The following is a 23,526-nucleotide window of genomic DNA, read 5'->3' as shown; positions in this document are numbered from 1 at the left end:
CTTAGGATTGACTTTTTCTTACCGTATCTAAAATGACTTCCATCCCAGCAGTGAAATCCCCTTTTAAAATCTGGGTATGAATTCCATCGCTTTCCCCTAAAACTACCGAAACAGGGGTAGGCTGCCCCTCTTTTAGTATCCAAATTTGTTGAGATTTTTTATTACGCTTAGTTTGATCTGAATACTTTTTAGGTGGACCAGGGCGAGGTCCCGGGAACAGCATCCCAACTAATCCTCTTTTTGGGGTAGGTTGAGTTGTTTTATCTTTCTCTATCGGTACAAATCGTAAGGCTTTATTTGGAATCAGTAGGGCATGATTAATTTCATTAACAATAATGTCAGCAGTGGCAGTCATCCCCGGACGGAGAGCTAAATCTTGATTTTCTACCTTAAGTAAGGTTTCGTAGGTAATTACCCCGTCTACTTCTAAAGCTCCGTAGCGGACTTGGGTAATTTGAGCAAGAAATTGCCGATCTGGATAAGCATCTACGGTAAAATGGGCTTTTTGTCCTACTTGCACTTGACCAATATCTGCTTCATCCACATTGACATAGAGCATCATTTGACTAAGATTTTCTGCTAAAGTAAAGAGTACAGGGGTTTCAAAGGAAGCAGCGACTGTTTGCCCTGGCTCTACCGATCGAGTCAGTACGATTCCATCAATAGGTGCCCGAATGGTGCTTTTTTCAATATCCGTTTGCTCTGTGCTTAGAGTAGCTTCTGCCATGGCCACCTGTGCCTTTGCACTCATTTCTGCGGCTTGTGCTCGGGCGTAAGCAGCTTGATCTGTATCTAATTCTTCTTGGGAGCAAAGTTGGCGTTTTGCAAGCTGACCACAGCGTTGAAATCTAAGCTTGGTTTCTAGTACAGTGGCTTGAGCTTCTTTTAAACTTGCTTTTGCTGCATTTAAAGAGGCTATTGCTTGCATTTCTTGGGTTTTTAACCGATCAATGTTCACTTGTGCGAGTACTTGCCCTTTAGTGACTTGATCGTTGTAATCAACTGAGACTGAATCCACAATCCCAGAAAGCTCACTACCTACATCCACCTGATTGACTGGCTGTAAGGTACCGGTAGCAGTAACTACAATGGTTAAATTACCTGCTTGGATAGGTAAAGTTTGAAAAGAAAGTGGGGTATTAGGGTGGTAAGTTTTATACACCATCCAGCCAATTCCTATACTGAATAGAAGTATTGAACTTAGCCATAGTTTCTTACATTTTTGTTTTTCTAGCTGTACCTCTTGTGCCAGTAATTGATCTATATCTGTGGAATTTTCAAGATAAGAATGAGATTTAGTATCATTAATTTTTACAGTACTAAGTGAAGAAATAGATTCCATAGTATAGGGTAGATGAAAGTAGGCTTTTTATAGATAAATAACAGGGTTTATATTAGAAATAAGCTCGCTTTTGAGGAGTATTTTAACTCTTTTCTTTGATCACTTAGAAGTAAGGCAGAGTTTAGGATTATTCGTTAAAATAGCAATTATTTATATGGCTAAAGGGACGGAGTATGATAAAGAGGTTTAAAAAGTGGCTAGCTAAGGCTTTATTTCATTTGGGAAGATATCAGGGAGATCGGGTTAGAAAAGCAGATTATAATAGAGTAGATGCTCTATTTGAAGTGGTGTACCGTCGTTTATCTTCTGCAGCATTACTAGATCCAGAAAATCCAAAATTCTTTCATTATTGGGGATCGGTACTCTATGAGCAAGCTTCTCAATATAAAAACGGAAAAACCGCAAAGAATCTATGTAAAGCAGCAAGCAATAAGTTTGAAACTGCCCTTAAATTTGATCCAGAGAATGCTAAAATTATAAACGATTGGGCCGCTGCACTTATTGGTCAGGCTAAAGAAAGTTCGGAGAAAAATGCAGCGACTCTGCTACGTGAAGCACAAGAAAAAATCAACACTGCCGAAGCCATGGTGCCTGATATTGGTACTTATAATTTAGCCTGTATTTATAGCTTGCGCAATGAAGGACTTAATTGCAAAAAATATTTAGAAAAAGCAAGGCAAATTAATATGCTTCCTCCTGTGGTTCACTTAAGAATGGATCGGGATTTAGATAGTGTCCGTAAAGAATCTTGGTTTGAAGCATTTCTGAAACAATGTGCTGAAATAGAAGCACAAAATAAAGCACAGGAGCCAGTCAAAAAATCTTGGTGGCGACGATTATTAAACCGTAGCTAGTTTAAACTTAGCCACTTTGAGGATATCCCTATGTACAGTATGACTGCTTTTGCTCGTCAAGAAACCCAAGGTACTTTAGGTACTTTTGCTTGGGAGATTAGATCAGTTAATCACCGGTATTTAGAAATCAGCCTTCGATTACCAGAAGAGCTACGTACGATTGAAACTCAGATTCGGACTCAGATTTCCCAAGTACTAAATCGAGGAAAAGTAGATTGTGTTTTTCGCTATACTTTGTTTAATACGGAACAAAGTCAGTTTTCTTTAGATCAACCTTTAACCAAAACTCTAGTTGAGCTAAGTGCCCAAGTAAATACTCTGCTATATAATTCTGCGCCCATTAATAGTTTAGAGATTTTACGTTGGCCAGGGGTATTAAAATCTCCTACTATTGATACGGAAGCTCTTAAATCAGAAGCCTTAGCTGGATTAGAAAAAGTACTTGATGAAATTTTGATAGCCCGAGCAAGCGAAGGAAAGAGGCTACAAGTATTTATTCTTCAACGCTGTGAGGAGATTGAAACTATTGTAGCGCAAATATATGCTCGTATTCCCGAAGTAGTCCGCTTATTTAAAGAGCGTCTACAAAATAAATTAGAGACTATTTTAAGTAGTTTGGATCAGGGTCGGTTGGAGCAGGAAATTGTACTTTTTGCTCAAAAATCTGATATTACCGAAGAACTCGATCGACTCAAATCCCATTTAGTTGAGATTAAGCAGACTCTTGATCAGAGAAAACCTGTAGGACGGCGCTTAGATTTTTTAATGCAGGAGTTAAATAGGGAAGCAAATACCTTAGCGGCAAAAGCGGCAGATACTGAAACAAGTCAGCATGCAGTAGATTTAAAAGTATTGATCGAACAGATGCGAGAGCAAATTCAAAATATTGAGTAAATTGTAGATGTTAGGGAAATTATTTGTTATTTCTGCACCATCGGGTGCAGGAAAAACCAGCTTAGTAAAAGGGCTTATCTCTTCTGCTGTACATAACCTTTGCCTTTCTATTTCTCATACCACTCGTCCACCACGCCTTGGTGAACAAGATGGGGTAGATTATCACTTTGTAAGTGAGCCTACTTTTCAGCAGATGGTACATAAGGGAGATTTTCTAGAGCATGCTCAAGTATTTAGCCACAACTACGGTACAGCCTATAAAAATATTCATGACCAATTAGCCCAAGGGAAAGATGTGCTACTTGAAATAGACTGGCAAGGGGCACGGCAAGTACGATCTAAATTCCCAGATACGATTGGCATTTTTATCCTTCCCCCTTCAAAAGAGAAGCTTAATGAAAGATTACATGGAAGAGGACAGGATTCAGAGGCAGTGATTAACCAACGAATGGAATCCGCTTACTCAGAGCTTTCTCACTATAAAGAGTTTGATTATTTAATTGTCAACGATCAATTCGATCTTGCATTAGAAGAATTTAAATCTGTAGTAATCAGCCAAAGACTTCAATCTGCAGCACAGGAGGAACAATTAAAAATGCTACTTATTGACCTATTAAGATAAATTTTACTTTACCATTTAGGTTATAAGAAAAATCATTCTATAATGATGTAAGGAAGTTCACTATTAAACCATAAACACTATTTATTATATGGCACGTTTAACTGTTGAAGATTGTATTAAGCATGTTGATAATCGTTTTATGTTAATTTTAGTTGCTGTAAAACGGGCACGACAATTAGCAAATGGAGCAGAATCTATTATTCCATTGGATAATGATAAACCCACTGTAGTTGCTTTACGAGAGATTGCTGAAGGTCATATAAATACAGATATCCTCAATGAGGACTCGCACTCACTACCTAGTCTATTTGAGAGTTCTTATGAAAGAGAGGAGCATGTTCAGGGGGAATTCTGAGCACACAAATAAATACAAGTAACCCATCCGTAGTAGTAACTGGCTACAATTCTAAGCCTATTCCTGCTGGGCTTAGTCAATTATGCACCACTGCAGGAAATTATCTAGATTCTGATTCTTTAAATCTAATTAAAGAAGCTTATTATTTCGCTGCAGCGGCTCATAGTGAACAGAAGCGTTGTTCTGGTGAACCTTATATTATCCATCCTTTAGCTGTTGCTAATATTATGGCAGAAATGCACACGGATCATCAGTGTATTATGGCTGCCTTACTACATGATGTTTTAGAAGATACGGAGTCTTCTAAACAAGATCTAGCCCACTATTTTGGTGAAGAAGTGGCAGAATTAGTAGATGGTGTAAGCAAATTAGCACAAATTAACACTATTTCCCGAGAACATGCTCAGGCGGATAACATACGAAAAATGCTTCTTGCAGTTACTCGGGATATTCGAGTCATTCTGCTGAAACTTGCCGATCGGCTTCATAATATGCGTACCTTAGAACCTCTTTCTAGAGAAAGACGGCATCGTATTGCCAAAGAAACTTTGGAAATTTACGCCCCCATTGCTAATCGACTTGGTATTCATAATATTCGCAGAGAGCTTCAAGATTTAGGATTTAGAGCACTTTACCCTTTACGATATCAAGTATTAGAGGCGGCAGTAAAACGAAACCGGGGTAGTCATAGAGAAATAATTTCAACTATTCAAAATGCGATCATACATCGGTTATCCCAAGAAGCGTTAGAGGGAAATGTTGAAGGTCGAGAAAAAACGCTCTATAGCCTCTACCTTAAAATGCTGCAAAAGCATTGTCCCTTATCAGAGGTTATGGATTTATACGGATTTCGTATTACCGTACATTCTTTAGACTCCTGTTATCGAGTATTAGGTGCAGTGCATAATTTATATAAGCCTGTTACTGGCAAATTTAAAGACTATATTGCTATTCCTAAAGTAAATGGCTATCAAGCACTACATACTGTTTTATTTGGTCCTCATGGTATACCTATTGAGATACAAATTCGCACTCAAGAAATGAAGCAAATTGCAGAAATTGGAATTGCTGCCCATTGGTTATATAAGGAGGCTGGAGAACATGGAAATAAAAGTGTAGGAACCCAACAAAGGGCAAGGGAATGGCTTAAGGGTTTATTAGAAATACAGCAAAATACTGGGGATTCTTTAGAATTTCTTGAAAATATTAAGATTGATTTATTTCCTGATGAAGTTTATATATTTACCCCTAAGGGTGAAATTATGATTCTTCCTCAAGGAGCCACCGTTATAGATTTTGCTTATAGTGTCCATACAGATGTAGGTAACCATTGCATTGCAGCAAAAATTGATCGAAATTTAGTTCCTCTCTCTACTCCATTAAGAAATGGTCAAAGTGTACAAGTAATTACTGCACCTACTGCCCAACCTAGTCCTTTTTGGCTCAATTTTGTAGTCACTGGAAAAGCAAGAACTAACATTCGTCATTATCTAAAAAATTTAAGACAAGAAGAATCTATCAAACTTGGAGAGCGCCTACTTAACCGTTATTTACATAGTTATTCCCTTTCTTTAGAAAATATTTCAACAGAGCAGATTAGTCACCTGCTTAAGGAATTTGGTCTAGCAAATATCCAACAGCTTTTAGAATCTGTTGGGCTAGGTAATCATCCTGCTTTGCTTGTTGCCCGTCGGTTACTTCCGGATAAGATGGAAGAGTTTAATAAAGAGGGTAACAAAGATTATTCCCACCAGCCTTTACAAATAAAAGGTACAGAAGGAATGGTCGTCACCTTTGCTAAGTGTTGTCATCCTATTCCAGGTGATTCTATTCTTGGGTTTATTACTGCAGGTCGAGGGATTGTTATTCATGCAGAGCGGTGTAAAAATCTAGCTGGTTTTCGTGGTCAGCACGAACGCTGGACTGATGTACAGTGGGCGACAGATATTCAAACTGAGTTCTCTGTTGAAATTAGAGTAGATGTAGAAAACCGCCGAGGTGTACTTGCTACTGTTGCAGCAGCTATTCCTGCTAATATTGATAATGTGACTATTCAGGATCGAAACGGGCTTATTTGTAGTATTTTATTTACTATTGAGGTTCAAAATCGCCATCAGCTTGCTCAAGTAATGCGACGTGTGCGAAGATTAGAAATGGTAGTCCGTATCATACGAACAAAACACTAGAGAAGGAGTATTATGACTCGCCAAATCATCCAAACAAAAAATGCACCTACCGCAATTGGTACTTATTCGCAGGCGGTTAGAGTAGGAGATACTATTTATCTTTCGGGTCAGATACCTCTAGTTCCTGAAACTATGACTTTAGTCGAGGGAGATATGGAAACTCAGATTCGGCAGGTATTTAATAACCTTAAAGCGGTAGCAGAAGCTGCAGGTAGTCATCTAGATCAAGTGGTTAAACTAAACGTATATCTAACCGATTTAGCCAATTTTTCTTTAGTAAGCGAAATTATGGCAAATTATTTTAGTTCTCCTTATCCAGCACGAGCAGTACTTGGTGTTTCAACACTTCCCAGAGGAGCCTCGGTAGAAATGGATGCCATTATCTACCTTAGCTAATAAAAAATATACCTCTTACCTTAATTGTAAAAATAAAGAGAATAGATTCTTACAAACTTTAATTTCTGATCTAGAAGAAATTAAGCCGAGTACAATTAAGCAACTAGCAAAATTAGGACTTTATAGAGTCCAAGATTTGCTTTTTCACCTTCCCCAACGCTATCAAGATAAAACTAGAATTACACCTATCGGTAATTTACAGATAGGTACAGAAGCACTTATTCAAGGAAAACTCACCTCTAGTTATATTTACCCAGGTCGTCAATCTTCACTATTTTGCTGCTTAACTGATAACACTGGAAGTATTTCTCTTCGATTTTTTCATTTTAGTTATTGGCAAAAAAAGCTACTTATTCTTAATGCTCATATACGTTGTTTTGGGGAAATTCGCCAAGGGGCTAAAAGCTTAGAGCTTATTCATCCAGAATGGATGGTATTGAGAGATAAGGATGGTTCAATCGAATCTCATCTTACTCCTATTTATCCTACAACAAATGGGTTAAGTCAAACTACTTTGAGATATTTAATACAAAGAATTATCAATGAGTTAAACACTAAAGAAATAGAGGAGAATTTATCTACCGAACTTCTTAAGTTCATCCATTTACCTAGTCTTCATCAAGCGATTTCCTATCTTCATCAACCACCTCCTGATGCTTCTATAGCCCTTCTTACTGAAGGGAAGCATCCAACGCAACAACGATTGGCTTTTGATGAGCTGCTTGCACACCGTCTTGCTTTAAAACAATTAAAACTTCATTCTTATCAGTTGCAAGCACCTGTATTGCAAGCAAGCAGAAAGCTGATTAAGCAGTTTTTGACTATCTTCCCCTTTGCCTTAACTCAAGCACAGCAACGAGTAACTGAAGAAATTTTAGGAGATATTGCAAAAAATACCCCTATGCAAAGGCTCCTTCAAGGAGACGTGGGATCAGGGAAAACCATTGTAGCAGCTTTTGGGGTATTACAAGCGGTAGAGACAGGTTATCAAGCTGCATTGATGGTGCCTACCGAATTATTAGCAGAGCAACATCTAGCGGTATTTCAACACTGGGTTTCTCCCCTTGGAATTAAGGTCGAGCGTCTTCCTACAAAAGGAAATATTAAAGCGCGGAGACAGTGCTTGATGGAGTTAAAGCAAGGGGATATTCATTTAATTATTGGCACTCATGTACTATTTCAAGAAGAAGTTATATTTCATAATCTAGGGCTAGTCGTCATAGATGAGCAGCACCGTTTTGGGGTAACACAACGGCTTGCCCTGCTAGAAAAAGGACAAGGTAATAATTATTGCCCTCATCAGTTGATTATGACAGCAACTCCTATTCCTCGTACTTTAGCCATGGCTACCTATGGAGATTTTAATACGTCAATTATTGATCAATTACCTCCAGGGCGCTCTCCCATTATGACAGTAGCTATCCCTGATTTTCGCCGAAATGAAGTTATCATAAAGATACGAGAAGCATGTAGGGAGGGGAAACAAGTATACTGGGTGTGTACTTTGGTAGAGGAATCAGAAACCCTCCAAGCTCAAGCTGCAGAAAAAGTAGCCTCAGATCTTAACCAGCTATTACCAGAATTGAACATTGGATTAGTACATGGTCGACTAAAGCCTCAAGAAAAAGAATCGGTGATGACAGATTTCAGGGTAGGAAATATAAAGTTATTGGTAGCCACTACAGTAATTGAAGTGGGGGTAGATGTACCAAATGCTAGTCTCATGGTGATAGAAAATGCAGAACGGCTAGGCCTATCTCAGTTACATCAGCTACGAGGACGAGTTGGGCGTAGTACCGAGCGTAGTTATTGTATTCTACTATATCATGGTCCTTTATCTAAATTAGGTAGAGCTCGTTTGGATTGCTTACGTACTACCCAAGATGGTTTTGAAATTGCTCGCCTTGATCTCGAGCTTCGAGGTCCCGGGATATTATTAGGTACCCGCCAAACTGGATTAATTTCTTATCGAGTTGCTAATTTGCTCCGTGATCAAGATTTGTTAGCAAAAGTAGATCAAGTAGCAGATAAACTGATAGCCCAATATCCTCATTATATTCCTAAAATTATCTATCGATGGCTAGGAGAAGGAAGTCGCTATAAGGATGTATAGTATTGTTTCAAATAATAACTAAATGAATATGATGAATCAGCTAATAGTCTATGCCAAATTAATGCGGTTAGATAAACCTATTGGAATCTATTTACTCTTATGGCCCACTTTATGGGCATTGTGGATTGCAAGTGAAGGGCAACCTAATTTAAAAATACTCATGGTATTTTTAATTGGTACTGTTTTAATGCGCTCTGCAGGATGTGTGATTAATGATTTTGCTGATCGGGACTTTGATCCCCATGTACAACGCACTCAAAACAGACCTTTAGCCACAGGTGCTGCCTCATCTAAGGAAGCGATTCTACTGTTTATTGGGCTTAGCTTAACCGCATTTAGCTTAGTATTATTGTTAAATACCTTTACTATTCAACTCTCTTTTATCGGGGCATTTTTAGCAGCAACTTATCCTTTTATGAAACGCTACACTCCTTTACCTCAAATCTATTTAGGTGCTGCCTTTAGCTGGGGAATACTCATGGCTTTTGCGGCACAGACAAATACCATACCACTTGTAGCTTGGTTGCTATTTCTAGCAGCTATTATCTGGACCACTGTATATGACACTTTTTATGCTATGGTGGATCGGGAGGACGATTTACGAATTGGGGTAAAATCAACAGCAATTTTCTTTGGTTCCAATGATCGATTGATCACTGGAGTATTACAAATTGTATTAGTTTTACTATTAATCTGGATAGGGTTGCAATCCCAATTAAGGTATTTTTATTTCACTGGATTATTCATTGCAAGTTGTTTTGCTATTTATCAGCAGTATCTAATTAGAAACCGAGAACCGAATAAGTGCTTTCAAGCTTTTCTAAATAATAATTACTTTGGTATGGTTATTTCTATTAGTATAGCCATCCATTATTTAATTACTTAATTAGGGTGAAGATATTTATTCCTAAATTAAAAAATAGCTGGCTGTTATGGATTCTTTTACTTAGTCTATTTTCTGTAGAGGCTGCCATATATGAGTGGACGGATGCTGAAGGAGTAACTCATTATAGTGATCGTCCTCACCCAGATGCTAAGGAAATTCAGGTTAAGGTAGATAACCCAAGTCATCACGAATATGAAGTAGAAAGCGTCCATGATGGAGATACTATTCGTCTTAAAGGAGGAGAAAAGGTACGTTTATTAGGGATTAATACCCCTGAAATAGAAAGCCGTTTTCGCTCTGCAGAGCCTGGTGGGGACGAAGCAAGAGATTGGCTTAAATTCCAGCTTGAAGGAAAAAAAATAACATTAGAATTTGATAAGGAAAAACGGGATCATTATCAGCGGCTTTTAGCCCATATATTTACCTTAGACGGTACTCATATTAATTTACGCTTAGTAGAAGAGGGTTTAGCAATCGTTAGTTTAATTCCTCCTAACTTTAAATATAGTAGTCAACTTACCCAAGCTCAAAATAAAGCCGAGGCTACCAAGTTAGGAATTTGGAATATGGCTGCCTACACTCCACAGCCGATTACTAAGCTAGCAGCAGAAAAATATGAAAAAGGTTGGCAACGTTATTGGGGTACTCCAGCAAAAATTAAGCAAACACAAAAATATAGCTATTTAGTATTTAATAAAAATATTGATATACGCATCCCTCAAAAACAACTTTCTTATTTTGATCCTCTTGAAAATTATCTTGAAAAAAAAATAGAAGTACGAGGTTGGGTAAATCGTCGCCAAAATCACTACTCTATTTTAGTTAACCATCCAAGTAGCCTTAAAATTATTTAAGTAGGGTACGAGCACAAACCCAAACTTCTACTCTTTCTACACCACTTTGGTATAACACTTTAGCCAATTCCCCTACAGTAGTGCCTGTAGTAAACACATCATCCACAATAGCTACATGTTTTACTTGAATATTTTTTTTAACTAAAAAAGCGTTATGTAAATTAATTTTTCGATCCACTTGTAATAACCCTAATTGTGGTGGGGTATCTCGAACTCGCTTCACAGATTGATAATCAATAGGAATGTTAAATGCACGTGCAATAGGGCGAGCAATTTCTAGGGCTTGATTAAATCCCCGATCTCTTAATCGTTTGGGATATAAAGGAACTGGAATAATACACTCAGGCATTGTGTTTAAACGAGTTTTTAAAAACTGAACCATCAGCTCCCCAAATAGGGGAGCTAAGTATAATTTATGGTGAAATTTTAATTGTTGGATTAAATAGTCTATAGGTTGATCATAGCGATAAGGGCATAAGGTGCTTTTTTGAAGCGGAGGATCTTGTTGGCAAGTACCACAAAGTATAGGAGTATTTTCAGTAAGTGGATTACTGCATCGGGAACAAACGGTGCCTAACAAAGGAAGCTCCGATCGACATGGAATACAAAGATCTAACCCTAAATCTCCAGCCGCACCACACAAGATACAAGCGGGAGGATATAGACTTTGTTTTAATGCTGTTAGAATAAGTGAAACATTCTGAATAAACACAAGTTAATCTTTTTTTTAAAAATAAGAATATGGATTTCTCCTCGCCTAGCACAATACAATCTCAGTTACGTCATGATTGGACTATAGCTGAAATACTCAATTTATTTGAGATCCCATTCATGGATTTGCTTTATCAAGCACACACTATTCATCGTCAGCATTTCGATCCTAATCAGATTCAGGCGAGTACCTTATTGAGTATCAAAACAGGGGGATGCCCAGAAGATTGTGCCTATTGTCCCCAAAGTATACACCACCAAACTTCAGTAGAATCTGAGCCTTTGTTATCTCTAAATCAAGTTGTTGAGGCAGCGACTCAAGCTAGAGCTCAAGGTGCAAACCGATTTTGTATGGGAGCTGCTTGGCGTAGCCCAAAGGAGCGAAGTCTCGAGAAAATTATAGACATGATAAAAGAGGTAAAATCTCTTGGTTTAGAAACCTGTGTTACTTTAGGTATGTTGGCACCGGGGCAAGCAGAACAACTTAAAGCAGCCGGATTAGACTATTACAATCATAATTTAGATACTTCGCCAGAATTTTATGAGGAAATTATTACCACTCGTACTTACCAAGATCGGCTAGATACCCTAGCACAAGTTAGAGCAGCGGGGATTTATGTCTGTTGCGGTGGTATTGTGGGGATGGGTGAAGATCGAGTGCACCGAGTGGGATTGCTGGCAAATTTAGCTAATTTACCCCAACATCCAGAAAGTGTCCCGATTAATCAGTTGGTTAAAGTTACAGGAACACCTTTAGCTGACGCACCATCTCTTGATCCTTTTGAATTTGTCCGTACCATAGCCTGTGCTCGTATTTTAATGCCTCAATCCTTTGTACGGCTGTCTGCCGGTAGAGAAACTATGAGCGATGAACTACAAGCCCTATGTTTTTTTGCAGGTGCTAATTCTCTTTTTTGTGGAGATAAGTTACTCACTACTCCTAACCCAGAAATGAATCGGGATCAACAACTGTTAAAGCGATTAGGGTTAGCTTTTTCAGCTACTGAAAACTTTGAAAAAACTTCTAGTTCTACTTGCCAAAGCATCGCTTCCATATCTTCTTAACATTAATTGTGACTTCCTTAAATGTCGCCCTTAAAGCCGATCTTGAGCAACGTAAAGCCCAATCTCTTTATCGATACCGGAAAATTACTCAAGGCCCTCAAGGCCCTTTTATCCAAGTAGATAATAAGAAACTTTTAGGATTTTGTAGTAATGATTATTTAGGCCTTGCTAATCACCCTACAGTACGCACTGCTTTTATTCAAGGGGCAAATCAGTATGGGGTAGGTAGTGGTGCTGCTCATCTTGTTACTGGTCACACCCAAGCGCACCATGATTTGGAGGAAGCATTAGCAAAATTTGTTAACCGTCCTCGAGCATTATTGTTTTCTACAGGCTATATGGCAAATATTGGAGTCATAAATGCCTTATTAGGACGACAAGATTTAGTGATTGAAGACCGTTTAAACCATGCCTCCTTAATTGATGGGGGTCGATTTAGTGGTGCAGAGTTTAAACGCTACCTTCATGGGGATGACTCTGCTCTTAAGAAAATTTTAGAGTCTCGCATTTATCAACGTAAGTTAGTGGTTACTGATGGGGTATTTAGCATGGATGGAGATATTGCTCCTTTAGCAGCACTAAGTACTGTGGTAGAACAACATGATGCTTGGTTAATGGTAGATGATGCCCATGGATTAGGGGTGTTAGGAGACCAAGGAAGAGGTACTTTAGAATATTTAAAATTAAATGAGGCTCAAGTGCCAATTTTAATTGGTACTCTTGGGAAAGCCTTAGGTACTTTTGGTGCTTTTGTAGCAGGAGAAGAGGCATTGATTGAAACTTTAATTCAACAAGCCCGCACCTACATCTATACCACAGCACCACCGTCTGCAGTAGCTACTGCTACCTTGGCTAGTCTACAACTTACCCAATCTGAATCTTGGCGCCGAGAGAGATTAATTTTTCTTATTCAACACTTTCGCAAAGGGGCTACTCAATTAGGGCTTAAACTGATGGATTCAATGACTCCTATTCAACCTCTTTTAGTTGGAAGTTCTGAAAAAGCTCTTCAAATAAGCCAGTCACTGCTTAAACAAGGTATTTTTATTACTCCAATTCGACCACCCACGGTACCTCAAGGAACTGCACGTCTTCGGATTACTTTAACTGCCAATCATACAGAAGAGCAAGTAAATCAGTTATTGGATAGCCTTGCTCGTATTATATGAGTCACCATAACCTCCATATTACCCAGTTAGGGTCAGGACCAGATATAGTATTACTTCATGGTTGGGGATTCTATAGTGGTATTTGGAGATCTTTAGTCCATCAATTATCTTTAGATTTTAGAGTGACTTTAATCGATCTACCAGGCCATGGTCATAGCCAGCCACTCACTGAGGAAAAATCTTTAGCTGAAATTTCTGCTATGGTTGCAGCAGTTGTCCCATTTCCTGCTATCTGGCTTGGCTGGTCCTTAGGTGGATTAATAGGGTTATATATTGCTATTCACCAATTAGCTATTGTTAATAAACTTATCTTAGTAGCGACTACCCCTAAATTCACTACTACTGATGATTGGCCCTATGGAACCAACCCGAAAATATTTGATAGTTTTTCTGCTAGGCTGCAAAAAAATCCAGAAGACACTTTAAAACGATTTTCGTTGTTACAAAATCAAGGACTTAAGGGAATTGCTCATTTAACTAAAGAACTTATTGCAGAAACTAAAGTAAATTACTCTCGTGGTGATAGCTTAGGGGTAATGCTAAATATTCTTAAAGAAGAGGATTTGAGAGAGGAGATGATTAAAATTAAATGCTCTCTTTCTTTTATTCTAGGAAAAGAAGATCGTTTGGTTCCTTCTGAGTTAGGGAACTGGATACAGGTTCAAATTCCATTAAGTCAACTTTATTTGCTTGATAATGCAGGACATATTCTGTTTCTTAGTCACTCTAAGGAGTTTTGGCATACCCTACAATTAATACTCAATCATCCTTAATTATAAATAGAGTACATTTTGGACTATACCATTGATAAGAAAAAAGTAGTAAAAGCTTTCAACCAAGCGGCTGCTCATTATGATGCAACTGCTGTCTTACAAAAAATGGTAGGAGAGCAATTAATAGAGCGCTTGGATTTAGAAAAACTAAATCCTAAATTAATTGTAGATTTAGGCGCAGGCACAGGTCTACAAGCAGAAGTGCTACATCATCGCTATCAACAATCCCATATTATTGCTTTAGATTTCGCATTTAATATGGTGCAACAAGCAAAAAAGCGATTTAAAAATACACTCCCTCAGGTATTTTCTAAGATTTTAGGAAGATTAAAATCTTCCTCTACATTAGGTGCTGTGTACTGTGTTTGTGGCGATTTAGAAAACCTACCTCTTGCTCCAGAGAGTGTAGATGTAATTTTTTCAAATTTAGCTCTTCAGTGGAACTGGCAACTAGATTCTGTTTTTGAAGAATTTAAACGTATTTTAAAGCCAAAGGGGTTGTTAGTATTTACTACCTTAGGTCCTGATACCTTAAAAGAGCTTCGAGAATCTTGGGTCACTGTAGATGAAGATCAGCATGTCAATACCTTTATGGATATGCACGATATTGGGGATAAACTGGTTTATAGAGATTTTGTGAATCCAGTGATGGATGTGGAGCGATATATCCTAAATTATCCAGATGTTTATAAACTCATGAAGGATTTGAAAAATTTAGGTGCTCACATAGTAGGATCCGGTAGAAATAAAGGCCTCATGGGGAAAAATCGGCAACAAAAAATGATTCAATACTATGAATCCTTTCGTAATCCAGAGGGATTACCTGCCAGCTTTGAGGTGATTTTCGGCCATGCTTGGCGTAGAGATTTAACTGGATTTAAACGAATTCCTAGAACTACTCCTAAAACATTATTTTAACTTTAACTTATTTATGGCAAAAGGGTTTTTTATTACCGGCACAGACACAGGGATCGGTAAAACTTGGATTAGCGTAGGATTAATTACTCACTTTAAACAAAAGGGCTACCAAGTAGCTGGAATGAAGCCAGTGGCTAGTGGCTGTATAGCTACTCCTATAGGCATATGTAATGAAGATGCTTTACAGCTTAAAGAGCATACCAATATTTCTCTCACTTACTCGCAAGTTAATCCCTATAATTTACCCCTACCCATTGCCCCTCATTTAGCTGCTCAAAATCAAAATGTAAATATTGATTTAAAAGTAATAAAAAATCGCTTTAGCGAAATAGCCACCAAGGTTGATGTAATAGTTGTAGAAGGAGTGGGGGGATGGATAGTACCTATTAACCAAAAACAAACTATGGTAGATGTTGCTCAGTCATTGAAATTACCTGTGATTCTAGTGGTAGGTATGAAACTAGGATGTCTTAATCATGCCTTATTAACTTCTGAATCTATTTTAAAATCTGGACTTTCTTTTGCTGGATGGATTGCCAATCAAGTACAATCAGAGATGGATTGGCTAGAGGATAATATTCAATTTCTTCGTGAACGTTTGCCTGTACCCCTATTAGGTATCACTCCTCATTTAGATCAACTAACTGCTGAAAGAATTTCAGAATGCTTTACTCTGGAACTATAAGGAATTACATAGGTCTATGTGATGTAAAATTAAGGAATGTTTAAGTTTATTGTGTTATTTTAAATAATTAAAAATCTCTATTTTTAAGCTTTAAAAAACTTATTTTTTAATTCACGGTGCGGATTCTACCTATGATTAAACAATGCAGAACTATTGGGATTTTTTTCTTAATTGCTTTAGGATTAAATATCGCTCAAGCAGGAGATGATCTCTCTCCTAGAGATGTAGTACTCACCACTTCTCAGAAAGTACTTGAAGAGCTCAAAGATAAAAATGTCAATGTGAATGATAATCCAGAGTTCTTCTATGAGATAGCTAATAAATATATTGTTCCTCATTTTAATTTTAGCAGATTATCTCAACGTGCATTAGGAAAATACTGGCGTGATGCGACCGATCAGCAAAAAACAGATTTTACCGATCAGTTTCGCCAACTATTATTACGCACCTATATTGTTGCTTTAACTAAATATAGTGCTCAAGATCTCTCCACCTTTATAAAAGATAAAATTCAAGTTCCCCCAGTTAATTATCCGCCTAATGCAAAACGAGTTGATGTAAAAGTGATTGCAGAAAGGGACGGAGGTGGAGATCCTGCCAATATTACGCTCAGGCTTTATTTAGATAAAGAAAAAGACTGGAAGGTAGATGATGTATTGGTAGAAGGAATCAGTTTAATTACTAACTACCGAGCTGAATTTTCCAATAAAATCCGTACTAATGGGATGCAGGCTTTAATTGATGAGCTCGCCTCTCATAATAAGGAGGTAATGGAAAAGAAAGCAACAAATGATGATAAAAGCTCTCAGAAAACAAAATCTGATAAAAAATAATAATTTTACTTAAATAGCTAAACCTAAACCAGCAGATAATTATTTCTCTGGAATGTTATCTAGCTGGTTTAACCAAGCGGTAATTTCACTATCACTTGGTGCTTGATAACCTACTCTAGGCGATAGGGTATAGCCTACACTCGCACCGTCTACCATCGCGCTTCGTTTAAACTGACTGGAATGAAAAAAGCGTTTCAAAAATACACCTAGCCAGTGTTTAATTTCTTTCAAAGTATATTGGTAGCGGCGGTCTTCAATATGATTTGACCAATTTCCTTGCCTAAAGTCATGCCATGCAGACCAAGCAAGAAAAGCTACTTTACTAGGTGCATAACCAAAACCTATATAGTATAGATGGAAATCCTGAAGAGGATAAGGACCTACCGTATCTTCAGATCGTTGGATAGGTTGATTCTCATGAGCAGGAATAAGTTCTGGGCTGATTTCACTGACTTGGATAGCTTTTAGAGCAGTACTCATATTTTCTCCAAACTTTTGACTCTCTTCTATCCAAGAGATCATAGATTGAATTAGAGTTTTAGGGAGACTACTGTTTACGTGGTAGTGTGCCATGTGATCGCCCACTCCATAAGTACACCACCCTAAAGCCATTTCACTTAGATCTCCAGTACCAATCACAAGAGCTTGATGGAAATTAGCGAGCCGAAATAAATGACTTGTTCGTTCACCGGCTTGTACATTTTCAAAAGTTAAATCATAAACAAAGTTACCTTCTGCATAGGGATGACCAATATCTTTTAACATTTGCATCGCACTAGGGGAAATATCCATCTCACAGGTTTGACAACCACTTGCCATCGTAAGCTGCCTTGCTCGAATCAGCGCATTTTCACTAGTACCGAATCCCGGCATGATATAAGCGAGAATGTGAGCACGAGGTAGCTTTAAAACGTCCATAGCACCCATACATATAATTAAGGCCAAAGTAGAATCTAATCCTCCAGAAACTCCTAGCACTATTTTAATTATTCCGGTAGTTTGTAGTCGTTTAACTAGCCCCTGTACCTGCATTGCATAGATTTTTTGGTAGCATTTATCTAATTTTTCTAGATTCTTTGGCAGGTAAGGAAAGCGTGAATAAATGCGCTTAAGTGATAACTTCTCTTGTAAAGGAAAAGAAATTGAGCAAGAAATAATTTCAAAATTTGTGAGAAATTCTTGATGTTGATAGCCAGTTTCGATAAAGCCTTGGGATCTAATCCGGCTTTGCTGTAAACAATCTAAGTCAATGTCGCTACTGATTAATTGAGATTGATAGGAAAAAGGCTGGTTTTGAGCAAGGCAGGCACCATTTTCATAAATTATCCCTTGCCCATCCCATGCAAAATCTGTGGTAGATTCTCCAAACCCTGCATTGGCATAAAGATAAGCAGCAAAACACCGTTGAGATTGGCTACCGATTAGCTGGTGACGATTATCTATTTTATCAACCCCAGCACTAGATGCAGTCAAGTTAATTAATATATGAGCTCCTGCTAAAGCACCATAAGACGAAGAGGGAAGAGGGGAAAAATCTTCACCTACCGTGATATGAAAACTAAATAAAGGTTGTTCTTTACTTTTAAAGAGTAAATAAGGATTAACAGAAATATTATCTTGATCTGCAATAGAAATATATTTCTTCACAGTGCAATAGGCGGAAGCAAATTGTCGTTTTTCATGATTTTCTAAGCTAAGTTTAGGGACTACTCCTAAAACCTTACCTTGATAAAAAACTACTGCACAGTTAAATAGTGATCCTGCTATTAATAAAGGCATACCGATCACCCCAATAATAGGGAGATTTTGGGATTGGCTCAGTAATCTATAAAAAGCCTGCTCACACTCCGTTAATAACGCTTGTTGCTGAAAAAGATCACCACAGCTATAACCAGAAAGGCTTAACTCTGGAAAAACCACTAAAATACTTTGATCTTCAACCCCTTGTTCTAACAAATTTAGAATTTCTTGGCTGTTAAATTGAGGATCTGCCACTTTTACGGAAGGGATAGCTATGGCAGCACGAACAAAGCTATGGTGGTATAGATTGAAGAAATGATGATGATTATTCATATTTAACAGTGCTTTTTTAGACTAGTTGTTTTTAGTTTAATCTAAAAAAAAGAGATTTGTATTTTAAATAGATAGCTAGAATATTATTTTCTTCTTGTAATACAGATATTTTGTACTATTTTCTAAAGATTTAGTTTTTTTTAAAAACTGCTAAAATAGCCTAGAAACCAATCATTTACTCCGGAGATAAATAAAAAGTTTATTACTAAATCTGAGAGCGTAAGCGGTTTACCTAGTAAATTTAGAGTTTCAAAGATAACCTGTGGATCTTCACCTTTGTAAGGTCCCTCATCTAGGGAAATCACTGCGACATTCATCCTTCTAATTGCGGTGATATAGTGCTCAAGTTGAATTTCTAGTCTAGTCTAGTTTGTTTATTTGCTTTTATTAAACTGGCAAATTGCCCATAGGCATTACGAATAATTCCGAGTTGTACAGGGGATTCCTTGTTTACTAGAGCTTTATATGCTTCCCAATCTTTAGAGACTTGTTTTAGTTTTATCTTGTCTTCAAAAGTAGAGGTACTATTAATCAGATATCTTTGGGTGATAAGATTTTATTTATTTGTATCTTTTTTTAAATCTTGTAATGCGATTAAAAATAATAGGGTAGTAGTTAGTCGCTGTTGTCCATCTACCACAATAGATTTTGTCGCAAGGATTTCATTTTTAATTACAAGGATTCCAAAAAAATGCTCGAGCTTATCGATTTGTTTTGGATCTAACTCTGACTCTATAACTCGTAGCATATCATTGAAAAATCGCTCAATTTTGGGTGCCAATAATTCTACCATCTCATTGATATAGAAAATAAAATAACCGCTTAAATTGGATAGGAGTCTTTCATATATTTTCTAATTAGCTACCCTTTAATCCTTCATTCAGATACATTAGGGGGCTATGAATTTATTTACCGTTTTAACCCGCCGTAAATCCATCACTCAATTACAAGCAGAAAGCGATCAATCTTCGTACGGATTTCAGCGTACTCTTGGGTTATGGCAACTTATTGCAGTTGGGATTGGTGCCATTATTGGGGTAGGGATTTTTGTCTTAGCAGGACAGCAAGCTGCAGTCAATGCAGGTCCTGGTGTAGTGTTTAGTTTTATGATTGCAGGATTAGGTAGTGGCTGTGCTGCGTTATCCTATGCTGAATTTTCCAGCATGATTCCGTTAACCGGCAGCACTTATACCTATAGTTATGCAGTATTAGGGGAGTTACTTGCTTGGATTATTGGTTGGGATCTGCTCTTAGAATATAGCTTAATTGTAGCAGTAGTTGCGATTGGATGGTCTGGATATATGCAGGTACTCATTACCCAGCTCACTGGACTAGAATTACCTATTGCCCTGCAAGGTGCTTGGAATCCTACAGATCCTGAAAGTGGTAAAGTTTTTAATTTAATTGCAGCTTTCATTACTTTAACAGTCAGTGGTCTACTTATCTTGAAAACTACTTGGGGAATGAGAGTAAATAGCTTTATTGTGAGCTTAAAATTGATTGGGGTTTTGCTTGTTATTTTGATTGGTTTTTTTTATATTGATCCAGCAAATTGGCAGCCCTTTATTCCACCTAATATAGAAGATAATCAAAGTATTCCCCACTTTGGTTGGTCTGGAGTATTTTCTGCAGCCAGTATCGTTTTTTTTGCTTGCTTTGGCTATGATACGCTTACAACTGCAGCAGAGGAATCAGAATACCCTAAACAAGATTTACCTAAAGCTGTATTGCTTTCCCTTGCCATATCTATCGCCTTATACCTTGCTGTGTCCCTAGTGCTTACGGGGATAGTGCCTTATTCTGAGCTAGATAACGATGCTCCAGTAGATGCAGCATTTAAAGCTCTAAATTTGCAATGGGTACGAGGAGTTATAAATATTGCAGCAATAGCAGGAATGACTAGCGTTCTATTTGCATTCTTATTAGGGGCTGCAAGAATTTGGTTTGCCCTCGCTCGAGATGGGCTTTTACCATCTTGGTTTGCCAAAATACACCCTCATTACAAAACTCCTTATCGGCCTACCTTAATTCTTGGGATTTTTACTGCACTAGCAGCGGGATTTTTACCCATTGAGCAAGTGGCTGCATTAGTCAATATCGGTACTTTAAGTGCCTTTATTGTCATTTGCAGTGCAGTACTTATTTTACGGATACGGCATCCAGAACTACCTAGAGCGTTTAAAATGCCAATGATTTGGATAATTGCACCAGTAGGTGTTTTATTTTCCTTATTTTTGATTATTGGCTGGCCTTGGAAAGTGGAAGGTCATCTTGTTTTATTAAGTGGCCTTCCGATCGCTATCCTTTGGCGCTTTATTCTCTGGATGGGAATAGGATTATTGGTATATTTTAGCTATGGAATCCATCATAGCTTCTTAAACAAGAAATAGAATACTTAATTTATTTTTTTGATACTGGCTGTATTTCTGCTCCATTCTCAATAATAAAGTCTACTAATTTTCCAAGTACGTACTCTAAAGCTTTATTCAAAGCCATGACTCCATTGTAAGCATCTTCTTTAGCTATGGGTTCTTGGCCATTAAAGATATCGCTTGCAATTTTTTTACCTGTCCTAATATCAACTAATTGAACATGCAAAGAAAAGCGTGCCTGGCTTGGCTTAACTGAGTAATCTTGCAATAGTGCTAAAATATCACTATCTAATCTTAAATCAGCCGGTGTTTGATTGTAAGTATTTGATGTGACATTGAGAAACCCATCACTATCCTCTAAGGTACTGATAATCACAGGCTCAAGCATATAACCGGGAGTATCTACCCAATCGTTATAGCTAAAGTAGCTTAGCTCATAGGGTTGGCGAGTATAGGCCATCCGCTGGGTATTATAGCCTGTTGCCGTACGTGGCGTTGTGACTACTAATGATAAATTAGTCGCACGGGATGCTTCTACTTTTAATGGTTGTTGAGGTGTAGAGAATAGATAAGTATGGCTAGGTGCACGAGAACCACCGCTACAACCAGAGAGTATCCCAATGAAAATTCCTATAAATAATAATCTAAAAGCCGTAGATTGGTATGGTAGATATTTAAGAGATTTTATTTTTGATAAAGAAATCACAAGCTACTCTCCCGGTCCAGGCTCTGTTGTTGAAGAACCAAACAGTAAAATACTAGGGTTCTGATTTAAACGTTGACTAAAATGTTCTAAATTTCGGCTAATGTGATCAAAATTACTCAATATTTGATCTGCATGGGGTAAAGTAACTTCCCCAAGTAGATTAAACTGTTTTTGCCCTGTTTTAAGTAAATTATTAAGCCGGGTTGTTGCCTCATTTGCGCTTCTCATCAAAATAGGTAACTGTGCAATTCCTGCTTCTAATTGAGCACTTTGGGCTGCAAGAGAAGTAGATAGGATTTCCATATTTCTTAATGTTCGAGTAATTGCACGCTGATTTTCTGGATCATCTGCGATATCTGCAAAAGATTTACTAAATCTCTTGGTATTTGCTAACGTATCATTAAGGTATTCTTGGCTTTTTCTAAAGCGAGGAATATCAATATTTTCACCAATATGACGAAGTTCTTTGGCAGCACCAGTGAGCTCATCTAATAAATCACTCAATCCATTGCCTAAGCGCCCCATAAAAGATGGACTTGAGCTAATGATAGGGTAAGGATCATTTGGGCCTGCTTTAAGTAAGGGTGCTTCTTTAGTACCTTTAGTTAGCTCCATATAAGAAATTCCAGTAAGCCCATTGGAGGCGATCACTGCAATGGTATCTTCTTTTATTGGAGTTCCTTCTTCAATACCTAAAGTGATCCGCACTCTTGAAGGATCATCTTCATCTAGCTCAATTTTTTTAATTTTACCTACCTCAACTCCTTGATACTTAACTGGTGTGTTTTTCTCTAGCCCAGATACAGAATCTTGCACATAGGTAAGGTAGGTATCATATCCGATAAAAGAAGTATGAGCACTCAGCCAAGAAACGATGATGATGAGAACAGTGCTCAGTCCAATAACAAAAAGACCGATTAAGGTGTAATTTACTTTTGTGTCCATGTATTCTCCTGATAGGCAAGATGGCCGCGTGCTCCTCTAAAATAGGCCCGGAGCTGAGGCTCACTAGAGTGAGCCAAATTTGCTACCGTATCTAAACCAAGAAGTATTTTTTCTCCTAAAAAAGCTACCCGATCAGCAACTCTCCATAAGGATCCGAGATCATGAGTAACTAATACTACCGTCAGGTTAAGAGATTCTCTAAGAGAAAGGATAAGCTCATCTAAAGCAGAGGCACTTACAGGATCTAAACCTGAACCAGGTTCATCTAGTAATAATAATTCTGGATCAAGTGCCAGTGATCTAGCCACTGCCGCTCGTTTAATCATACCGCCAGAGAGTTCTCGTGGAAATTTAACCGCAGCATCCAGTGGTAAGCCTACTAATTCTATTTTTTGAAGTGCTAATTCATTAATAAATTTTGATGAAAGATCAGTATGCTCTTTTAAAGGTAGGGCTACATTTTCCAATACAGTAAACGATCCAAATAACGCCCCTTGCTGAAACATCATTGCAAAGCGAGTTCTTAACTTTAAGATTTCTTTTTCATTAAGATCTTTTAAGGGCTTTCCAAAAATTTGGATAGTTCCTGATGAAGGAGAGTTAAGCGTGGCAATCTCTCGAAGTAGGGTAGATTTACCCGATCCACTGCCACCAATAATTGCAAAAATTTCACCTCGATGAATATCAAAACTAATGTCTTTATGGACAACCGCCTCACCAAAGCGCGTATAAAGGTTTTGAACTTTAACGACTGCTTCTAACTCTTTATCCATG

Annotated in this window: 23 protein-coding genes; 16 read left to right on the top strand and 7 right to left on the bottom strand. The window is 37.8% G+C overall.

The window, feature by feature from the left end:
* Position 1: 1 nt before the first annotated feature.
* Entirely contained in the window at positions 2–1,342 is a 1,341-nt protein-coding gene (locus tag NSCAC_RS07160) for an efflux RND transporter periplasmic adaptor subunit (protein ID WP_197744131.1), read from the bottom strand.
* Positions 1,343–1,515: 173 nt separating this feature from the next.
* On the opposite strand from NSCAC_RS07160, the gene NSCAC_RS07155 reads away from it, so the two are divergent.
* From NSCAC_RS07155 to NSCAC_RS07115, 9 genes are all read left to right on the top strand, one after another.
* Positions 1,516–2,196: a TPR end-of-group domain-containing protein gene (locus tag NSCAC_RS07155; RefSeq protein ID WP_232085916.1), complete on the top strand. Its 681-nt coding sequence runs from the start codon at positions 1,516–1,518 to the stop codon at positions 2,194–2,196.
* 30 nt (positions 2,197–2,226) lie between these two features.
* Complete coding sequence (locus NSCAC_RS07150) at positions 2,227–3,090, top strand: YicC/YloC family endoribonuclease (RefSeq protein ID WP_232085915.1); 864 nt, start codon at positions 2,227–2,229, stop codon at positions 3,088–3,090.
* Positions 3,091–3,097: 7 nt separating this feature from the next.
* The gene (gene gmk, locus NSCAC_RS07145) at positions 3,098–3,712 is read left to right on the top strand and encodes a guanylate kinase (protein ID WP_197744130.1); all 615 of its coding nucleotides are present in this window, start codon (positions 3,098–3,100) and stop codon (positions 3,710–3,712) included.
* Positions 3,713–3,800: 88 nt separating this feature from the next.
* Positions 3,801–4,067 (top strand): DNA-directed RNA polymerase subunit omega, encoded by a 267-nt coding sequence (gene rpoZ / locus NSCAC_RS07140; protein WP_197744129.1) that lies wholly within the window; start codon positions 3,801–3,803, stop codon positions 4,065–4,067.
* An 8-nt stretch (positions 4,068–4,075) separates the two neighbouring features.
* Positions 4,076–6,253, top strand: coding sequence for a RelA/SpoT family protein (locus tag NSCAC_RS07135; RefSeq protein WP_456298420.1), 2,178 nt, complete (start codon positions 4,076–4,078; stop codon positions 6,251–6,253).
* A 12-nt stretch (positions 6,254–6,265) separates the two neighbouring features.
* Positions 6,266–6,649 carry a RidA family protein gene (locus tag NSCAC_RS07130; RefSeq protein ID WP_197744128.1) on the top strand — a complete coding sequence of 128 codons (384 nt, stop codon included), beginning with the start codon at positions 6,266–6,268 and terminating at the stop codon, positions 6,647–6,649.
* On the top strand, positions 6,627–8,762 hold the full coding sequence (gene recG, locus NSCAC_RS07125; protein WP_197744127.1) for an ATP-dependent DNA helicase RecG: 2,136 nt from the start codon (positions 6,627–6,629) through the stop codon (positions 8,760–8,762). Before NSCAC_RS07130 ends, recG begins: the two co-directional genes overlap by 23 nt.
* Positions 8,763–8,790: 28 nt before the next feature.
* Entirely contained in the window at positions 8,791–9,648 is an 858-nt protein-coding gene (gene ubiA, locus NSCAC_RS07120) for a 4-hydroxybenzoate octaprenyltransferase (protein WP_197744126.1), read from the top strand.
* A 5-nt stretch (positions 9,649–9,653) separates the two neighbouring features.
* A complete protein-coding gene (locus NSCAC_RS07115) occupies positions 9,654–10,502 on the top strand; it encodes a thermonuclease family protein (RefSeq protein ID WP_232085914.1) in 849 nt (282 codons plus the stop codon).
* Here the strand turns inward: NSCAC_RS07115 and NSCAC_RS07110 are convergent.
* The gene (locus tag NSCAC_RS07110; protein ID WP_197744125.1) at positions 10,495–11,214 is read right to left on the bottom strand and encodes a ComF family protein; all 720 of its coding nucleotides are present in this window, start codon (positions 11,212–11,214) and stop codon (positions 10,495–10,497) included. The genes NSCAC_RS07115 and NSCAC_RS07110 overlap by 8 nt on opposite strands.
* Positions 11,215–11,243: 29 nt before the next feature.
* Here NSCAC_RS07110 and bioB point away from each other — a divergent pair, with 29 nt between their 5' ends.
* The 6 genes from bioB to NSCAC_RS07080 all read left to right on the top strand — a co-directional run bounded on the left by bioB (position 11,244) and on the right by NSCAC_RS07080 (position 16,656).
* Positions 11,244–12,278 (top strand): biotin synthase BioB, encoded by a 1,035-nt coding sequence (gene bioB, locus NSCAC_RS07105; RefSeq protein ID WP_197744124.1) that lies wholly within the window; start codon positions 11,244–11,246, stop codon positions 12,276–12,278.
* A gap of 8 nt (positions 12,279–12,286) precedes the next feature.
* Positions 12,287–13,447, top strand: a complete 1,161-nt coding sequence (gene bioF, locus NSCAC_RS07100; protein WP_197744123.1) for an 8-amino-7-oxononanoate synthase — start codon at positions 12,287–12,289, stop codon at positions 13,445–13,447.
* Entirely contained in the window at positions 13,444–14,220 is a 777-nt protein-coding gene (locus NSCAC_RS07095; RefSeq protein WP_197744122.1) for an alpha/beta fold hydrolase, read from the top strand. Before bioF ends, NSCAC_RS07095 begins: the two co-directional genes overlap by 4 nt.
* Positions 14,221–14,238: 18 nt before the next feature.
* Complete coding sequence (bioC, locus tag NSCAC_RS07090; RefSeq protein ID WP_232085913.1) at positions 14,239–15,138, top strand: malonyl-ACP O-methyltransferase BioC; 900 nt, start codon at positions 14,239–14,241, stop codon at positions 15,136–15,138.
* A 13-nt stretch (positions 15,139–15,151) separates the two neighbouring features.
* On the top strand, positions 15,152–15,823 hold the full coding sequence (gene bioD, locus NSCAC_RS07085) for a dethiobiotin synthase (RefSeq protein ID WP_197744121.1): 672 nt from the start codon (positions 15,152–15,154) through the stop codon (positions 15,821–15,823).
* A 131-nt stretch (positions 15,824–15,954) separates the two neighbouring features.
* Positions 15,955–16,656, top strand: coding sequence for an MlaC/ttg2D family ABC transporter substrate-binding protein (locus NSCAC_RS07080; protein WP_197744120.1), 702 nt, complete (start codon positions 15,955–15,957; stop codon positions 16,654–16,656).
* A gap of 39 nt (positions 16,657–16,695) precedes the next feature.
* Here NSCAC_RS07080 and NSCAC_RS07075 read toward each other — a convergent pair whose 3' ends face one another.
* The gene (locus tag NSCAC_RS07075; RefSeq protein ID WP_197744119.1) at positions 16,696–18,729 is read right to left on the bottom strand and encodes an NAD(+) synthase; all 2,034 of its coding nucleotides are present in this window, start codon (positions 18,727–18,729) and stop codon (positions 16,696–16,698) included.
* A gap of 556 nt (positions 18,730–19,285) precedes the next feature.
* Positions 19,286–19,522 carry a GmrSD restriction endonuclease domain-containing protein gene (locus tag NSCAC_RS07070; RefSeq protein ID WP_197744118.1) on the bottom strand — a complete coding sequence of 79 codons (237 nt, stop codon included), beginning with the start codon at positions 19,520–19,522 and terminating at the stop codon, positions 19,286–19,288.
* A gap of 106 nt (positions 19,523–19,628) precedes the next feature.
* Between NSCAC_RS07070 and NSCAC_RS07065 the strand changes: the two genes are divergently transcribed.
* A complete protein-coding gene (locus NSCAC_RS07065) occupies positions 19,629–21,119 on the top strand; it encodes an amino acid permease (protein ID WP_197744117.1) in 1,491 nt (496 codons plus the stop codon).
* A gap of 10 nt (positions 21,120–21,129) precedes the next feature.
* On the opposite strand, the gene NSCAC_RS07060 is transcribed toward NSCAC_RS07065, so the two are convergent.
* The 3 genes from NSCAC_RS07060 to NSCAC_RS07050 are packed head-to-tail and all read right to left on the bottom strand — an operon-like array spanning position 21,130 to position 23,525.
* Complete coding sequence (locus NSCAC_RS07060) at positions 21,130–21,807, bottom strand: ABC-type transport auxiliary lipoprotein family protein (protein ID WP_197744116.1); 678 nt, start codon at positions 21,805–21,807, stop codon at positions 21,130–21,132.
* A gap of 3 nt (positions 21,808–21,810) precedes the next feature.
* Positions 21,811–22,752, bottom strand: a complete 942-nt coding sequence (locus tag NSCAC_RS07055; RefSeq protein WP_197744115.1) for an MlaD family protein — start codon at positions 22,750–22,752, stop codon at positions 21,811–21,813.
* The gene (locus NSCAC_RS07050) at positions 22,737–23,525 is read right to left on the bottom strand and encodes an ABC transporter ATP-binding protein (protein ID WP_197744114.1); all 789 of its coding nucleotides are present in this window, start codon (positions 23,523–23,525) and stop codon (positions 22,737–22,739) included. The genes NSCAC_RS07055 and NSCAC_RS07050 overlap by 16 nt, the downstream gene beginning before the upstream one ends.
* Position 23,526: the final 1 nt, after the last annotated feature.

This window comes from Candidatus Nitrosacidococcus tergens (assembly GCF_902810445.1).
Classification (GTDB): Bacteria; Pseudomonadota; Gammaproteobacteria; order Nitrosococcales; family Nitrosococcaceae; genus Nitrosacidococcus; species Nitrosacidococcus tergens.
The sequence above is the reverse complement of the archived record's forward strand: the minus strand, read 5'-3'. Positions and strand labels throughout refer to the sequence as shown.

Bases quoted from the DNA above. Each gene is read 5' to 3' on its own strand.
- recG (WP_197744127.1), top strand. From the start codon at position 6,627: ATGCCATTATCTACCTTAGCTAATAAAAAATATACCTCTTACCTTAAT.
- NSCAC_RS07080 (WP_197744120.1), top strand. From the start codon at position 15,955: ATGATTAAACAATGCAGAACTATTGGGATTTTTTTCTTAATTGCTTTA.
- NSCAC_RS07065 (WP_197744117.1), top strand. From the start codon at position 19,629: ATGAATTTATTTACCGTTTTAACCCGCCGTAAATCCATCACTCAATTA.
- NSCAC_RS07095 (WP_197744122.1), top strand. From the start codon at position 13,444: ATGAGTCACCATAACCTCCATATTACCCAGTTAGGGTCAGGACCAGAT.
- ubiA (WP_197744126.1), top strand. From the start codon at position 8,791: ATGATGAATCAGCTAATAGTCTATGCCAAATTAATGCGGTTAGATAAA.
- NSCAC_RS07150 (WP_232085915.1), top strand. From the start codon at position 2,227: ATGTACAGTATGACTGCTTTTGCTCGTCAAGAAACCCAAGGTACTTTA.
- NSCAC_RS07055 (WP_197744115.1), bottom strand. From the start codon at position 22,752: ATGGACACAAAAGTAAATTACACCTTAATCGGTCTTTTTGTTATTGGA.
- NSCAC_RS07075 (WP_197744119.1), bottom strand. From the start codon at position 18,729: ATGAATAATCATCATCATTTCTTCAATCTATACCACCATAGCTTTGTT.
- bioB (WP_197744124.1), top strand. From the start codon at position 11,244: ATGGATTTCTCCTCGCCTAGCACAATACAATCTCAGTTACGTCATGAT.
- NSCAC_RS07130 (WP_197744128.1), top strand. From the start codon at position 6,266: ATGACTCGCCAAATCATCCAAACAAAAAATGCACCTACCGCAATTGGT.
- gmk (WP_197744130.1), top strand. From the start codon at position 3,098: ATGTTAGGGAAATTATTTGTTATTTCTGCACCATCGGGTGCAGGAAAA.
- NSCAC_RS07070 (WP_197744118.1), bottom strand. From the start codon at position 19,522: ATGGTAGAATTATTGGCACCCAAAATTGAGCGATTTTTCAATGATATG.
- NSCAC_RS07050 (WP_197744114.1), bottom strand. From the start codon at position 23,525: ATGGATAAAGAGTTAGAAGCAGTCGTTAAAGTTCAAAACCTTTATACG.
- bioD (WP_197744121.1), top strand. From the start codon at position 15,152: ATGGCAAAAGGGTTTTTTATTACCGGCACAGACACAGGGATCGGTAAA.
- rpoZ (WP_197744129.1), top strand. From the start codon at position 3,801: ATGGCACGTTTAACTGTTGAAGATTGTATTAAGCATGTTGATAATCGT.
- NSCAC_RS07160 (WP_197744131.1), bottom strand. From the start codon at position 1,342: ATGGAATCTATTTCTTCACTTAGTACTGTAAAAATTAATGATACTAAA.
- NSCAC_RS07155 (WP_232085916.1), top strand. From the start codon at position 1,516: ATGATAAAGAGGTTTAAAAAGTGGCTAGCTAAGGCTTTATTTCATTTG.